General features: G+C 66.8%; 14 protein-coding genes. 4 read left to right on the top strand and 10 right to left on the bottom strand.

The genetic code is table 11. The annotated features are described in order from the left end of the window. Positions 1-4: 4 nt before the first annotated feature. The gene (locus AB0E62_RS05475) at positions 5-469 is read left to right on the top strand and encodes a very short patch repair endonuclease (RefSeq protein WP_362188427.1); all 465 of its coding nucleotides are present in this window, start codon (positions 5-7) and stop codon (positions 467-469) included. On the opposite strand, the gene dcm is transcribed toward AB0E62_RS05475, so the two are convergent. The 5 genes from dcm to AB0E62_RS05450 all read right to left on the bottom strand — a co-directional run bounded on the left by dcm (position 398) and on the right by AB0E62_RS05450 (position 5406). Further along, positions 398-1750, bottom strand: coding sequence for a DNA (cytosine-5-)-methyltransferase (gene dcm, locus AB0E62_RS05470; protein WP_362188424.1), 1353 nt, complete (start codon positions 1748-1750; stop codon positions 398-400). The genes AB0E62_RS05475 and dcm overlap by 72 nt on opposite strands. A 166-nt stretch (positions 1751-1916) precedes the next feature. Continuing rightward, positions 1917-2480, bottom strand: a complete 564-nt coding sequence (locus AB0E62_RS05465) for a class IV adenylate cyclase (RefSeq protein ID WP_362188421.1) — start codon at positions 2478-2480, stop codon at positions 1917-1919. Positions 2481-2490: 10 nt separating this feature from the next. Beyond that, positions 2491-3153 (bottom strand): class I SAM-dependent methyltransferase, encoded by a 663-nt coding sequence (locus AB0E62_RS05460; protein ID WP_362188418.1) that lies wholly within the window; start codon positions 3151-3153, stop codon positions 2491-2493. Between the two features lie 551 nt (positions 3154-3704). Beyond that, on the bottom strand, positions 3705-4607 hold the full coding sequence (locus AB0E62_RS05455; RefSeq protein WP_362188415.1) for a radical SAM protein: 903 nt from the start codon (positions 4605-4607) through the stop codon (positions 3705-3707). Between the two features lie 64 nt (positions 4608-4671). Further along, complete coding sequence (locus AB0E62_RS05450) at positions 4672-5406, bottom strand: haloacid dehalogenase-like hydrolase (RefSeq protein ID WP_362188412.1); 735 nt, start codon at positions 5404-5406, stop codon at positions 4672-4674. A gap of 93 nt (positions 5407-5499) precedes the next feature. On the opposite strand from AB0E62_RS05450, the gene AB0E62_RS05445 reads away from it, so the two are divergent. Together AB0E62_RS05445 and AB0E62_RS05440 are read left to right on the top strand one after the other, a co-directional pair. After that, the gene (locus AB0E62_RS05445; RefSeq protein ID WP_362188409.1) at positions 5500-6273 is read left to right on the top strand and encodes a helix-turn-helix transcriptional regulator; all 774 of its coding nucleotides are present in this window, start codon (positions 5500-5502) and stop codon (positions 6271-6273) included. Beyond that, positions 6260-6727 (top strand): NUDIX domain-containing protein, encoded by a 468-nt coding sequence (locus tag AB0E62_RS05440; protein WP_362188406.1) that lies wholly within the window; start codon positions 6260-6262, stop codon positions 6725-6727. Before AB0E62_RS05445 ends, AB0E62_RS05440 begins: the two co-directional genes overlap by 14 nt. On the opposite strand, the gene AB0E62_RS05435 is transcribed toward AB0E62_RS05440, so the two are convergent. The 4 genes from AB0E62_RS05435 to AB0E62_RS05420 all read right to left on the bottom strand — a co-directional run bounded on the left by AB0E62_RS05435 (position 6715) and on the right by AB0E62_RS05420 (position 11371). Beyond that, positions 6715-7278, bottom strand: a complete 564-nt coding sequence (locus AB0E62_RS05435) for an HD domain-containing protein (RefSeq protein WP_362188403.1) — start codon at positions 7276-7278, stop codon at positions 6715-6717. The two genes, AB0E62_RS05440 and AB0E62_RS05435, sit on opposite strands and share 13 nt — an antisense overlap. A gap of 93 nt (positions 7279-7371) precedes the next feature. Beyond that, positions 7372-9186, bottom strand: coding sequence for a DEAD/DEAH box helicase (locus tag AB0E62_RS05430; RefSeq protein ID WP_362188400.1), 1815 nt, complete (start codon positions 9184-9186; stop codon positions 7372-7374). Then, a complete protein-coding gene (locus AB0E62_RS05425; protein WP_362188397.1) occupies positions 9183-10616 on the bottom strand; it encodes a hypothetical protein in 1434 nt (477 codons plus the stop codon). Before AB0E62_RS05425 ends, AB0E62_RS05430 begins: the two co-directional genes overlap by 4 nt. Before the next feature lie 56 nt (positions 10617-10672). Beyond that, positions 10673-11371, bottom strand: a complete 699-nt coding sequence (locus tag AB0E62_RS05420; protein WP_362188394.1) for a hypothetical protein — start codon at positions 11369-11371, stop codon at positions 10673-10675. Positions 11372-11716: 345 nt separating this feature from the next. On the opposite strand from AB0E62_RS05420, the gene AB0E62_RS05415 reads away from it, so the two are divergent. Then, complete coding sequence (locus tag AB0E62_RS05415; protein WP_362188391.1) at positions 11717-12721, top strand: hypothetical protein; 1005 nt, start codon at positions 11717-11719, stop codon at positions 12719-12721. 24 nt (positions 12722-12745) lie between these two features. Here the strand turns inward: AB0E62_RS05415 and AB0E62_RS05410 are convergent, their stop codons facing one another. Further along, a complete protein-coding gene (locus AB0E62_RS05410; RefSeq protein WP_362188388.1) occupies positions 12746-13369 on the bottom strand; it encodes an ATP-binding protein in 624 nt (207 codons plus the stop codon). Positions 13370-13552 lie beyond the last annotated feature (183 nt).

Here is a 13552-nt window from a genome sequence, read left to right as displayed (position 1 = left end):
AAACGTGTCCGAAGACGCTCCGTGGAAACCGCCAGCAGGCTCCTGGGCCTCATCCGCGGCACGCCGCCGCAACATGCAGGCGATCCGTAGCCGGGACACCAAGCCGGAGACATTGATCCGGCGGTTGGTGCACGCCCGGGGGCTGCGCTATCGCGTGGCAGCACGCCCTTTGCCAGACCTTCGCCGGACGGCGGACATGGTATTCGGTCCGGCGAAGGTGGCGGTCTTCATCGACGGCTGTTACTGGCATGGCTGCCCCGAGCACTACGTCCCGCCGAAAACCAATTCCGGCTACTGGTCGGAAAAAGTACTCCGCAACGTTGAGCGGGACCGGGACACCAACCAGCGCCTAGAGAGTGCCGGATGGCTCGTGCTCCGTTTCTGGGAGCACGAGCCATCAGACGCCTGCGCGGACAAGATCGCCGCGGCTGTGCGGCGCCGAAGGGCTGTCAATGGCGGGCGCCTCTGACACGGGGAAGACCATCTGTTCCGTCACAGGGGCTGCCGAACCAGCACCCTCGGTGTCGAGCTCGTAATCGCGGAGCAGCTCATCGCGGTGCTCAGGCCGCAGCACGGCGGCGATAGCACGCCCGACCGCCTCCGCGACGGGAGGCGGGAAGGCGTTGCCCACCTGCCGGTACTGAGCTGTCTTCCGGCCCTGGAACTTCCAGTCCGTCGGGAAGCCCTGAATGATCGCGGCCTGCTCCACCGTCAGCATCGGGCCGGCCGGGCGGAAAAGGTCGCGCTCCGGATCGCACTTGTCAAGCTCGTTGGCCACACCCATCCCGTCTACGCCCAGCTGCGCCCAGGCCCGCTTGGCCCTGGTCGGCCCGAGGTCCGCGCCGCCGTGCTTCCTGGAGCCTCCCACGAGTGTGGGAGCGACGCCCCGGCCCAGCTCCGCTGCCTCGGTGGCCTTGCGCAGCCAGTCCAGATACACCTGTTCCCCGGTGCGCTCTCCCGGCTTCGCCTGCTCGCCGTACTGATTCTTGTTCCAGTACTTCCGGCAGCGCGCTTCCATGCTGGCCGCGAGCTCTCCGACTACGGTCGCCCGCTTGCCTTTGAGCTTGGATGGCCACACGAACTCAGCACCAGACTCGTCCAGCGCGCTCTTGTGGATCACGACCAGGATGGCCCGGGGGCGCAACTGCGGCACACCGTAGTTGCTCGCGTCAATCCGGCGCCAAACTTTGCGCATGACCCGGTCCTGCTCCACAGCGGACCAGTTTGCCTTGATTTCGGGAACGGCATAGCCGAGCTCGCGCAGTGTGCCCAGAATGTCCCGGCGGTAGTCAATGAAAACCTCCGGAGGCTCAAGAATTCCCCGGACATTTTCGATCATCACTGCCCGGGGCTGCAGTTCCTCGATAATCCTCAGCGCGTCCGGGAACAAGTCGCGCTCGTCATCCTTACCCAGGCGTTTTCCAGCCAGCGAGAACGGCGGGCATGGGACGCCGCCTGCTAGGAGGTCCAAGTTTCCTTCTTGGATCGCGGAGCTAGCGTTCATCCCAGGCTGCAGGAATTCCTTGACGTCCATGGGCTTGAGCTCATCGGCCCGCCCCTCGTCCCAGCCCGGCCAGTGGGTCACGTTCGCCCGGAGGGTGGCTACCGCGTGCGGGTCCCACTCCACGAGATCGAGGTGGTCGAACCCCGCATTATGCAGCCCAACGGCTTGTCCTCCCGCCCCCGCGCAGATCTCCACCGAGGTCAGTGGCCGGGCGAACCGCGGACGCTCACGACCGCTGGCGCTCATAGTGTTCCTTCCAGGATTGACTCAAACCGGGTCAAGTGTCCCAGAAGACCATTGATCACTTGCTCGCTCCTGAGCACTCGACACCCACGAGTGTCCCACTGTCTCAGCCCCGGCCCCGAGGGGACCAGGGCTGAGGCCATGGAGCGTTTGCGCCCGTGTGGCCGTTCTAGCCGCGGTGCTTGTCCGCGTCGGAGAACAGCAGGGTCGGTTCGGCCAGGATGTCGCGGCCGGCCTCGCTCTTGTAGATCTCGTCGACGCTGCCGAACCGGGCTTCGGAGTAGTCAAGCCCCAGGACACCGGCGGCCTGCCTGACGGACGCCTCGTCGGGCCCCTCGATCTCCAGGAACGTAGGGAGGTCAGGCCAGGTGTCGAAGTCGAAGGCGACCTCTCCCAGGCGCCACTCCTCGCGGTAGTTCTCCTGGTAGCGGACTTCGGTGAGGCCGACCCGACGGAGGATTCCGGCCATGGCATGCAGATCGGCGACCTCCGTCTCGATCTCCTTGGTGCCGTCGATCGTGGTGGCGTCGGTGACCTGCTTGAGCGTGAGGGTCGAGCGGGTGCCCTCGTTCCGCAGACGGAGCCACGCCCCGCCCTCAAGGGAGTCATTCTCGAAGATCTTGCGGGTGAGGAGGGTGCGGGGAAGCGCTTGGACGGCACCGAGGGCAGCCAGTTTGGCCTGCAGGGCGACGACGTCAACGGCCAGGAACTTCGCCTCGTACTCGTGCTTCATGGTCCTTCTCTCAGAGACGGTCGGTGAGGGTGGACGAACGGGCCGCCAGGAGCAGACCCATGCGATGGGTGTGGTCGTGTGGCTGGCCGATGTGAGGCCGCTCGGTGAACTCGTTCGTGCGCAGAGTGAGCAGCACGTCCCAGTCGTCGAGAAAGTGAGGTCTCAAGCGCTCCGGAGAGGTGTAGTGCTCCACCAAGTGATGGCGCTTTTCGACGGGCATCATGAACTCCGCACCGAATACACCGCCCGGGCGGACCAGGCGCTGCATTCGGTCGACGAACTCGGCGAGCGGGCGGTGGTGGTTGGCACTGTAGTGCCAGGAGCAGCTCGTCCAGACCGCCTCGCACGGCATGTCCAGAGGCTCCCACGCGAGGAAGTCCTCCTCGATCACCTGCACACGGCCATGGAGTTCCTCCAGCTTGAGACGGTCGGCCAATCCCATGGCGTGCACCTGGCTGCCGCCCGGGAGGCGTACCTCACCTCCGTGCACGGCGAGCGCGTCGCGTTCGATGGCCACTACGCGGTACCCAGCCGCGGCCAGGGGCAGGACGAACTTGCCGTCGCTCGCACCGACGACCGCGACGGTGGAGTCAGGAGCAACGCGTTCCCGCAGGACCGCGTGGAACTGTGGGAAGAAGGTGAGAGTGTGCTCCCACAGGCTCTGTGTCTGCATGGGAGTGCGCTCCTTGCGTATCGGTGGCGGTGATCACGCGGAGGACCTCGTCGGGGGTGAGCCCCGTCGTATCGATGCGATGCATCGGGAACGAGGCATAGGCATCCGTCACCCGGTCCGTGACGGTTTCCATCAGCGCGTCCCAGCGCGATACCGGCTTGTTCCGTGCTGCGAGGCGCCGTTGGCGTTCGTCCCCAGCACAGACGAGCTGGTAGGTGACGGGCATGGGCAGCCAGGACGGCAGAGTCACGTCAAGCCGGGCGCCCACGGCACGGTGGGCTGCGAGACACCGTGCGAAGTAGCTTTCTACGACGACGGGGACGCCGTCACTGAGGTGGCGCTGGATCTCTTCGGCTGCTGTAAACAGTGCGGAAAGGTACAGGCACATCCGCGCTTCAACGTTCGTACGCCTGTCCATTTCGCGTCTCAGGGGCTGGTAGAAGGCAGGCACGGTGGGGATGAGCACGGCTCGTCGGGCAGCTGCGAGCATCGGTGCGATCGTCGACTTCCCGGTGCCCCGTAAGCCTTCCAGGCTCTCGAAGGCCGGCTGATCAGGCACGGGCGTACACCACGTCCGGTACCCGGCGCGTGAGCTCGTCCGTAGCGGAGGGCCTGTGAACGATACGGTTCGCGGCCTTCTCGTACCAGAACGCGTGGGAATCGCTGCCCACCGCCTTGCAGGACATGGTGAGCGCACCGCGCGGGTCCGCCTCGATCCGGTCGATCTCGCGCGGCCCGCCGGACGGAGCGCAGACATCCGGAGCGCCGTGCTCGGAGAGGTCCTCGTCGACGATCACTTCAAGCGGCAGCCTGGCCTCCGCGAGCTCTTCACGGAGCCGGCCGTAGGCGGCCGTGTCCGTGACCAGCAGGCCGGGATGGTCGGCGGCATTGCCGACCGGCCGCAGGTGGTGGAGCTTCAGCTGCCGGACTCCAAGCGGCGCCAGGATGCCGGCGAGAGGGATCACCTCGCCGATGTTCTGTGAGGTCACGGTCATGGTCGCGCCCGTCGGAACACCGAGGTCCCGTGCCAGGCTGAGCGAGTCCAGGGCGCTCTGGTAGCTGCCGCGTTTGCGGATGCCGTCGTTGGTCGAGCCGACACCTTCGAGGGACACCCGGAGCAGGTCCAGGTGCGGAGCGATCCCGGCCAGGCGGCGTTCGATCCGGTACCCGTTGGTGCAGATCTCGACGCGCTGGCCCAGTTCCTGCTTGGCGTACCGGACCACCTGCGGGAGTTCCCGGTGGACGAACGGTTCCCCGCCGAGGAGGGTGACGGCCTGCGTGCCGTATTCGTCGCGCATCAAGGTGAGAAGGCTGGCGGCTTCCCCGGCGGTGAAGGCGTCGGCGTACTGCAGCCGCTTGCCGTGGAAGCAGTGCAGGCACGTGAAGTTACAGCGGTACAGCAGCTGGAGATACAGCATCCGGATTCTCCGGATCCCGGTGACTTCCCCGATCACATGGGCTCCTTCGGCTTACTGCCTGGTGGTATCCCTGATGGTGGCCGTCTGCCGGGGGACCTCGTCACCGCCTTCGAGGACGCTCCAAGGACGTCCTGGGACGTTTTCCATGCCTCGCGAAGGACTCCAGGATGCTAAGAACCCGCCTGGTGTCTGTCAGATCGGACAGGACCTCACGGGCGCCGGCACCGGCCAGCTCCCCGGGACTGTGCACCCCGGAGGCGACTGCAAGGATCCCGGATCCAGTGGCCAGAGCGGCCTCCACATCGCGGGGAGTGTCTCCCACCAGGACCACCGGCACATCAGCCGGCCCGCCTCGCAGTCGCCGTATACGCTCGCGGGCGACCGCGACAAGACCGGAGCGAAGCTCGGCGTCCGCTCCGTAGGCACCCACAGGCAGATCCAGCAGTGTGTCGAGGCCGAAAGCGGACAGCTTCATCTTGGCGTTGGCAGCGATGTTGCCGGTCAGGACAGAGGAGACCCAGCCACTTCGCACGGCAGTGGCCTTCAGTACTTCGTGCGCCCCTGGCAGAGCTGCCCCGCGCAAGCGCAGATCACCCAGGCGATCACGCCCTGCCTGGGCGAGAGCGTTCTCGACGACGGACCACTCAGGCACGGTCTGCTCGTGGCGGAGGAACATATCCCGCATGATGAGCCGGTCCGTGCGCCCCTCGGTGCGCGCCGGTCCGGATGGTTCGCGTCCTGTGAGGGCTGAAAAAGCGGCAGCGTAGATCTTCTTGCTGACCCCCGCGTTCTCAATCAAGGTGTGGTCGATGTCCCACAGGACGATGAGCTCCATGGCGCCAGGGTAGGCAGACGGGGTGCTCCGCCCTCTTGACAACGTCCCATAACGTCCTTGCGCGATCATGCGACGCCCCGCTTCCATATGCCTGTGAACGACCGACTGCACTCTGTGCTCGCGCAGCGCGGTGTCTCGCCCGAATCGCTCGCGGAAGTCTGCGAGGTGGACCCCAAGACGGTGAGCCGGTGGCTGGGAGGGCGTGTCCCCCATCCGCGGCATCGCTTCCGCGTCGCCCGCCACCTGCGCGTGGAAGAGACCTTCCTCTGGCCGGCGCCGCCACGGCGGCCCGGCAAGGCGCGTGACGGGTCAGTCACCGAGCTGGTCGGCACCTACCAGAACCGGGCCAGCGTGCCGCGGGACATCTGGCTCTCGCTGCTGCGAGAGGCCCAGCACGAGATCAGTGTCCTCGTTTTCTCGGGCACGTTCTTCGCACAGTCCAATCCCCACGTGGCCAAGATGCTCTCCGAGCGCGCCGCGGAGGGGGTCCGGGTACGCCTGTGCTTCGGTGACCCTGTCGGTCAGGCAGTCGTGATCCGGGGCCGCGAAGAGGGAATCGGCGACACCCTGGCCGCTAAGATCCGCGCATCACTCACGTACTACCGGCCCCTGCTGGGCGAGGCGGGGTGCGCGGTGCGCCTCCACGACACCACGCTCTATACCTCCCTGTTCCGCTATGACGACAACCTGCTCGTCAACCCCCACATCTGGGGGCAGCCAGCCAGTGCCAACCCTCTGCTCCACCTCAAAAGGACTGAGGGAACGGGCTGGTTCGACAGTTACGCTCAGAGTTTCGACTCTGTCTGGGCCGCCGCGCGGCCGTGGACACCCGACCATGAGAGGACCGCCGCCCATGGGCAGGACTGAGTACTACAACGACCCGGCCGCCCCGAAGGCAAACACCCTCATCCCGGCCAGCAACCTGCTCGTCGTCGACGAGACCGGAGCCATCCTCCTCCAGCGCCGCCGTGACACCGGCCAGTGGGCGCTTCCCGGGGGCGCCCAGGACATCGGCGAGACCGCGGCAGAGTGTGCGCTACGCGAGTGCCTGGAAGAGACCGGCATCATCGCCGAGATCACCGGCTTCCTCGGCGTCTACACCAACCCGAACCACATCGTCGCCTACAGCGACGGAGAGATCCGTCAGCAGTACGAGAACACCTACATCGGCCGCCCCGTCGGCGGAACTCCCACGATCAACGACGAGGCCGACGGGGTCCGCTTCGTCCAGCCAGCCGACCTCGACCAGTACGACATCCACCCGAGCATGCGTCAGCAGATCGGGGACTACATGGCCGGCACTTACCCCTACCTGGGCTGAGCCGCCAGCGCTGCCTCGATCCTCTGCACGGAGGAGACGAGCTCCGGCGCCGCACGGCGGATGAACCGGCCGACCACACTGCCCTCGCCATAGCGGCCGATGATCTCCGTAATCCGCTCCTGCACACTGGTCCGGCCGCCCTCGGGCGTTGTCGTCATGTCGCAGTACACGAGAGCGTCCACCAGCAGCGGTTCCTCCAGCACCGGGAACTCCGACGCCAGCTCATCCCGCAGCCCTCGTTCCTCAGCCTCCAGCAGGGCAAAGGAGTGATTCGCGACCAGTCTCACCAGTCGCTCATCGGCCCCGTGTCCGTCCCGCAGGAACCTCGCCCCGTCCAGGGGATGGAACCCCGTCACAGCCAGGCGTGGTGCGTACCCGACGTCGTGCAGTGTCGCGGCAGCGGTCAGCAAGCCGGCATCCTTGCCAAGAAGCCGCCGGATTCCGGTCGCGCGCTCGGCCACCCCTTGCGTGTGCGCCCACCTCCGGGGAAGCGCGGCACTGAGTTCGGTTTCCGCTACCCGCGCCGCCCACTCCGTCATCAGATCGGTCATGCCGGGCTTCCTGCCCCGGCAGGGCCCGGGCCATGCGGGCCGCGCAGCCTGGCGCCGTACCGGTCCCCCCTCGGCACGGCGCCGCCTGAAGCGTCAGCCGCCTTGCACACCGCCGATGTGCCGGAGCAGCGCCTCGATGTCACCGGGCGCCAGTCCAGCCGCTACGGACGGCTCTTCCTCGAGATCGGCCAGTTGCTGGACCGTAGGGTCATCAAGGATCTTCCCCATGAATTCGAGTTTCTGGTCCAGCCGCACCTCAACGACTTCGTCAATCGTGCCGCGTGCCGCGATCACGGTGACCCTTGTCTCCGTGCCGGGAGCGAGGCCTAGTCGGTGGATCCGGTCCAGGCTCTGCAGGTAGCGTCCGGCCATGAAGTCCCTGTCCACGTACACAGCGTCGTGGCACACGTGATGAAGGCTGATCCCCTCTCCCAGGGTCGCCGGGTTGGAGATCAGCACCATGCAGCTGGGATCCTCGCGGAAGCGGCGCAACTGCTCTTCCCGGTCGGGGGTGCCCCCGTACACCACGGCCGGACTGTACTTCTCAAGCATCTGGGCCAGGGTGGTCAGGCTGCGGACGAACGTCGTCCACACCAGGGTTTTACGCCCCTGCGCGGCATTCTCGGCGATGATCGCCAGTGCTTCCTTGTACTTGGGGGACAGCTCGTAGTCCGGCAGGTTCTGCATCAGCGCATACAGGGAGCTGCCGGCCGGGACCTCCAGCGGAGGCAGCTGATAGGCGAGCGGCTCGTGCTTGGTGGCACCTTCCAGCAGCAGGGCCGGGCTCGTCGCCGCCATCAGCAGTCGCAGCGCTGTCTTCCCTAGCGCGCTGAGGTCATCGCGTGCGGTGCCCTTGGACATGCCGCCCACCAGTGAGCTGTAGATCTCGGCGTGCAGGTCGGGCATGTCGACGTAGCGCATCCGCAGGGTCATCGGCGGCAGGCCGAGCTCCTGCTTGGTCGTCCGGGTGAACAGCGGCCGCAGGACCGTGCTCGCGTAGGCGAGGTCTCCGCCCGCTACCGCCCTCGTGACCGCCCGCTGGCCGTGGCCCGGCCAGACGAAGCCCATGAGGTTCTCCAGGTCCTTCGCACCGTTCGGAGCGGGTGTTCCAGTCAGGATGAGCCGGCGTTCGGCGAGCGGTCCCAGCGCCATGCATGCGGCGCCGTACGTACCACGGGCACCGAGCTTCATCCGGTGGGCCTCGTCGAGAATGATCATTGAGGGCGCGGCCTTGAGCCAGTTCGCCAGGAGGGGCAGCGAACGGTCCAAGCGCTCGTAGTTGACGATGAGCACCTCGGCCCACTCATCCAGCGAGCCGTCGAGCACATGGGTACGCAGCGGGTAGTCAAAACACACGGCGGTCTCGTAACGCCAGGACTCATAAGCCGACTTGGGGCAGACGACCAACAGCCTGCTGGCGGCACCCCGGGCCCGCTGAGCGGCGTAGACCGCGAGCGCCACTCGGGTCTTGCCGGCGCCGGGCACGCTGAAGTTCGCGCCGTGCCCGAGCGAGAGCAGCTTGGCGACGTCCCGGCGCTGGAAGGCGTTGAGATCTTCCTTCCAGGTGTCTCCGAGCATGCTCAGCACGTCATCGGCAGCGACTTCCGGAGGTGCCGCGGAACCGGCCAGCCGATCTTCGACCAGCCTGGAGTCCTTGACCACTCCAGAGACGAGGTTCCTGAGTTCCGGAGCCCACTCGACACCGGCCCGGTCGGGCCAGCTGCTGAGGAGGGGCAGGTTCACCAGGAGTTCGTCCAGCGCCACCGAGGCGGAGAGCGGGCCCAGCTGGCCGCCGGTACGGAACCGGCCGGCCAGCTGGACGAGGTCCTGCTGGTACTGCTCTGTGGTCCGCAGGACCACACGGGTGCGCGAATCATCGAACCCGAGGTGCAGGGACGTTTCCGTCACTGGGTGCCCTCCGCAGTGGCTGCTGCCAGGAGCCAGGAGACACCGTCACCGGGGTTCGGGATCCCGCGCCCGGCCTGCTGGGCGAGCTTGCGCAGGCTGCCCCGCAGCTTGAGTACGGCCTCGTCGAAGGCCTCCTCGTCCAGGCTGTTGGAGGTGCGGGCCTGAACCAGCTCGATGACGCACTGGTCGATGTTGACGCAGGCGTCCGCCAGCCGGGCCGGCGCGAGCTGCTTGCGCTTGCGGAGCCGGGCGTCACGGCCAGCGTTCTCGATCGCCCGGTCGAAGGCTTCCCTGGCCTGGTCGAGCAGTGCCTGGGCCGAGGCCTTTTCGCTGTCGGGGAGCCCCGCGGTCGTATCGCGGACGGTAGCTGCCGCCCGGAGGATACGGTCGTTCAGGGCACGGGCCGCCGAGACCGCCGACGTAGCCGCCGGCACTTCCAGGTCCAGCCCGGGGATGGACACCGACTCGGCCTGGGCGGCGGTCCCGCTGTCAGCCAGCTCGGCCGGCAGCACCTGCTCCAGATACCCCTCCTTCAGGAACGCCTCGTCAATGAGACGCATGTCCGTCTTCGAGAAGTTCAGCAGGATCGCGGCCAAGCGCCGCTCCTTCACGATCTCGGCCTGGTCCCGGTCCAGGTTCTCCAGCTTCGTGTAGAGACGCTGGAGTTCCTTGAGGCGCTCCTGGGCGCCCTCCCAGTCAACCAGCCTCAGCGCAACTCCGCCGCCGCTCGCGCTGCGCTCGTTCAGCTCCTTGATCGTGCTGAGGATCCACCGCTCCTGGTGGTACGTCGCCGTCCGGATGCGGAATTCCTTGGCGATCTGCTCGGGCGTCCGGCCCATCGCCGCCTGTTCTTCCATGGCGATCAGCCGGTTGATGTACGAGTAGTCGCGCCGCTGGTCCTGGCGGAGCTGGAGTGCCAGCTCTACGGCGTCGATGTCGGCCTGCGTGAACGACGACGGGAGTACGCCCACCCTCATCGACGGCTTGCCCAGCTCCCGCAGGGCGACCGCGCGCGTGTTGCCGTTGACCAGGACACCGTGGTGGGTGACCAGCCCCGGCTCGTTCTGGCCGAACTTGTCCAGATCCTCCTTCAGCTTGTCGAAGTCGGGATCCCGGAGTTCCGGATCAGACGGCTTGGCCTGGAGCAGGCTGCGGAGGTAGTCCTGGCCGGCCTCCCCGAAGGGGTCCTTGTCCAGATTCCGGTCCTGGTCCGGCTTGTGGCTGCGCTGGGCACGGATCCGGTGCGTACCCGGGTTGAGGTAGAGATCGTTCAAGGGGAGGTCGATGACGTCGACATGGATCTGCTGTCCGTTCCAGTCGACCGTGACAGTCTCCCGGGTTCCGCCGGCGGCCCTCACCTCCTCCAGCCTCTTCCTGATCAGCTCACTGACCGTCTCCGCGCGCGGCGGCGGCGGGAACTCCCGCACCATGTCCTTCCCCGTCCCTTCTGTTGCCGGTCCTGTCAGCTTGCGTTGCCGGTCCTGGATCAGTCGGCCAGGTCGCCGATGGCCTGCGCGACCGCGGTGCGCGACTCCTGGGGCAGCGTCCGGTAGATGCCCCAGATCTTCTCGATCGGACTCAACGAACGCTGGTCGGCGTCAATCCACTTCGCGAAAAGACGCCGCTCCACCGACGAGAGGTTCTCCACGAGGTCCAGCAGCGCCCCGAGGTCGACCTCACGGTCCGCCCCGCCGCCGGTACCGCACTTCTTGCACTCGGTCACGAGCTGGTAGCCGGAGGTTCCATCGGACTGGAGCACCTTACGCCGGGAGACGTTGAGCTTGGCGAGCTCGATCCCACCGTCCTCGTACGCTTCGCCGGCGCCAATCCCACACGACCGGCACAGGTGGTTGTCGTCCTGGAGCACCTTGGCGCGCTGGGCGGCGGTCAGGCTGGACTTGTGCTTCGGCGCCTTGGACTTGCCGGGGATCCAGACATCGGCACCCCTGGTCACGAACCGCTGTTCCTGCTGGAGCAGGGAGGGGTCATCACGGTTGGTGTCGATGCGCCAGCCGTGGTCACGCAGGTCCCGCAGCCTGCGGTCGATCTGCGCGACATCCGGAAACGCCTCGCGCAGCTGGGCCTTGGTGAAGATGTTGCCCTCCCCCACGACAGAGACCAGCCACAGCGCTGCCCGGACCATGCTGCCGAACTTATTGTCCTGGTACGACGGAAATTCTTCCATTAAAGCCTCCGTGAACTCCATGCCTACGGCACGTCTTTTATTCCGGAGAGTGCTGCGATTGCGACCGACAGTGCACGTCACACGGCCTCCGCGCTCCCCCCGCTCCTCAGCGGCTCATTCAGCTCACACCACAACGTCACGGAAGTCCAGCCCCTTTCCAACTTGCGCGGGCAGAGCATTTTCTGCGGGCTGGACTTGCTCGTTGCGAGCAAGTCCAGCCCGCAGAAAAACGGCAGGAAGGACTGGCGCGGAAGGGTCGGGGCGGGTGCACAATTACCCGGTCACAGACAGGGCTTGGGGCGGCAGCGCTGGCCGCGCCTGAGCGTGCCAGGGAGGGGTAATCGCATGTCATCAGCTGGACGCAGCCCGCTTAAGGGCGGCTGGCTGGACCCCGACAAGGAGTTCAAGGAGGGTGTACGCCCCAGAAAACGCCAACTTGGCCTGGCACTGCGGGCCTTGTGCCGTCTGCTCCGATCGGGCGATCCGGGTGAATCAGGAAGAAGACCTCTCAAGCAGGCAGAGGCAGCACAACGACTCAACTGCACCGCTAACGAACTGTCACGCTATCTGAGCGACAGCCGGATTCCCCCGCAGGATTTCCTTGAGTGCCTGCATAAGGAGGCTGGCACTGACGCAGCGGCCGACGGCCAGGACGTCGGTATCACCCTCGAAGCACTGCTGGGCCTGCGTACTGGCGCCCTGGCGGAGCAGCAGGGTTGCGAGCACTGCCTGGCAATGAGTGAACGAGTCGATGCGCTCATCAAGCAGTCGAAAGCTCCCTGTCCGGGGTGCATGGCGCACGAACAGCAGCAGGAGGCCCGTCTGCGGCAGCGGAAACGGCTCGCCGCCCGGTTGCGGTCCGCCAGACGGGAGGGTGTGAGACTGCGGATGGAGATCGCCGACTTGAAGGTGACCGTGGCCGATTTGAAGTCCGAACTGGCTGAAAAACTGGCCAGTGAAGCCGGCCCGGGAGAACGTCCGGTGGCGGCACAGGGTGCCGGAGCTCAGCTGCCGGTCCCCCGTCGGCCGGGGGACCGGCAGCTGAGCGCGAGAGACGTGTCGGCGGCGCGGCAGTTGGTGGCGCAGGCTGAGGAGCTGGACAGATCAGGCAGGGAAGACCTTGCCTTCATCTTGCTCCGGCAGAGCACGACAGAGCTGCTGAGCCCAGCCGAGACCGCGCTGGTCATCGTAAAGCTGAGGTACCGGCAGCAGGACCGGCTGGCCGACGACCTGATCCACGTGTACGGCCGGGACCAGGAGAACCAGGACGTCATGGCGGTAGCCCTGGAACTGCATGAGAAAGGTGCGCCAGATGATGCCGGCGCCGTACTGAGGGCCGCGCTCGGGTAGCCCGCCGGCGGTGACCCCTGTCTGTCAGGCCGCGTCCGCTTCGCCCTCGTAGTGCATCTGGGCACGGTCGAGGATGTCGTCCGGGTCGTGCCCGCGGGCGGCGGTCCAGTGGAGCAGGTCGGCGATCAGCTTGACCGCGGACTCGTCGAGACTGGCGTCGCGGCACCGCCCTTGAGTGCCGCCAGTGCTCTGGTACCTCTCCAGTGCCTCCACGGCCCGCTCGATCCGGTGGCAGCCTTCCCCCAGGCTGAGCGGAATCTCGCACCACACCGCCTTGCCGACGGCGGTGAGAACGACGCCCCAGTCCGCGGCCAGCCCTGCCACGAGGTGCAGGCCCCGGCCGCACTCGTCGTAGCACTCCGCCATCTTGGGAGAGGGCGAGGCAGGGCTCTTGTCGTGGACCTCCAGCCGTAGCCGGCCATCCCTCCGCTCGAGCACCAATGCCGCCGCGGCCCCGTCGCCCACGTGCTTGACGACGTTGGCCGCCAGCTCGGTGACGATGACTTCGGCATCGTCGGCCACGGCCGGCATTCCCCACCTGACTAGTTGCCTCGCCGTCGCTTTCCGCAGCAGGCCCACTTCAACTGGGGCCGCGCGGAAGGGCAAGACGCAGTGCAGCCGGCGATCGGTCGTTCCGGAGATGGGCATGACCAGCCTCCCTCCCAGGCCACGCACATGCCCGCGCCTGCCGTATCCGAACGGCTGCAGTGCGTAGCGGTCTGAGGTTGAGCATGGCATATGGGAACTCTCGTCATGCAACTTCTCACGCGCCTCGATCGGGTGAATCCGGTGGTGAGCCCGGTTCAGCGCTCCCTAGCCTGAGGAGACCTC

The sequence above is a fragment of the Streptomyces sp. NPDC038707 genome, assembly GCF_040636485.1.
Classification (GTDB): Bacteria; Actinomycetota; Actinomycetes; order Streptomycetales; family Streptomycetaceae; genus Streptomyces.
The sequence above is the reverse complement of the archived record's forward strand: the minus strand, read 5'-3'. Positions and strand labels throughout refer to the sequence as shown.

What these genes read in the sequence shown, in the direction of transcription:
- dcm (WP_362188424.1), bottom strand. Translation starts at nt 1,750, where the DNA reads ATGAGCGCCAGCGGTCGTGAGCGTCCGCGGTTCGCCCGGCCACTGACC.
- AB0E62_RS05465 (WP_362188421.1), bottom strand. Translation starts at nt 2,480, where the DNA reads ATGAAGCACGAGTACGAGGCGAAGTTCCTGGCCGTTGACGTCGTCGCC.
- AB0E62_RS05460 (WP_362188418.1), bottom strand. Translation starts at nt 3,153, where the DNA reads ATGCAGACACAGAGCCTGTGGGAGCACACTCTCACCTTCTTCCCACAG.
- AB0E62_RS05450 (WP_362188412.1), bottom strand. Translation starts at nt 5,406, where the DNA reads ATGGAGCTCATCGTCCTGTGGGACATCGACCACACCTTGATTGAGAAC.
- AB0E62_RS05440 (WP_362188406.1), top strand. Translation starts at nt 6,260, where the DNA reads ATGGGCAGGACTGAGTACTACAACGACCCGGCCGCCCCGAAGGCAAAC.
- AB0E62_RS05435 (WP_362188403.1), bottom strand. Translation starts at nt 7,278, where the DNA reads ATGACCGATCTGATGACGGAGTGGGCGGCGCGGGTAGCGGAAACCGAA.
- AB0E62_RS05425 (WP_362188397.1), bottom strand. Translation starts at nt 10,616, where the DNA reads ATGGTGCGGGAGTTCCCGCCGCCGCCGCGCGCGGAGACGGTCAGTGAG.
- AB0E62_RS05420 (WP_362188394.1), bottom strand. Translation starts at nt 11,371, where the DNA reads ATGGAAGAATTTCCGTCGTACCAGGACAATAAGTTCGGCAGCATGGTC.
- AB0E62_RS05415 (WP_362188391.1), top strand. Translation starts at nt 11,717, where the DNA reads ATGTCATCAGCTGGACGCAGCCCGCTTAAGGGCGGCTGGCTGGACCCC.
- AB0E62_RS05410 (WP_362188388.1), bottom strand. Translation starts at nt 13,369, where the DNA reads ATGCCCATCTCCGGAACGACCGATCGCCGGCTGCACTGCGTCTTGCCC.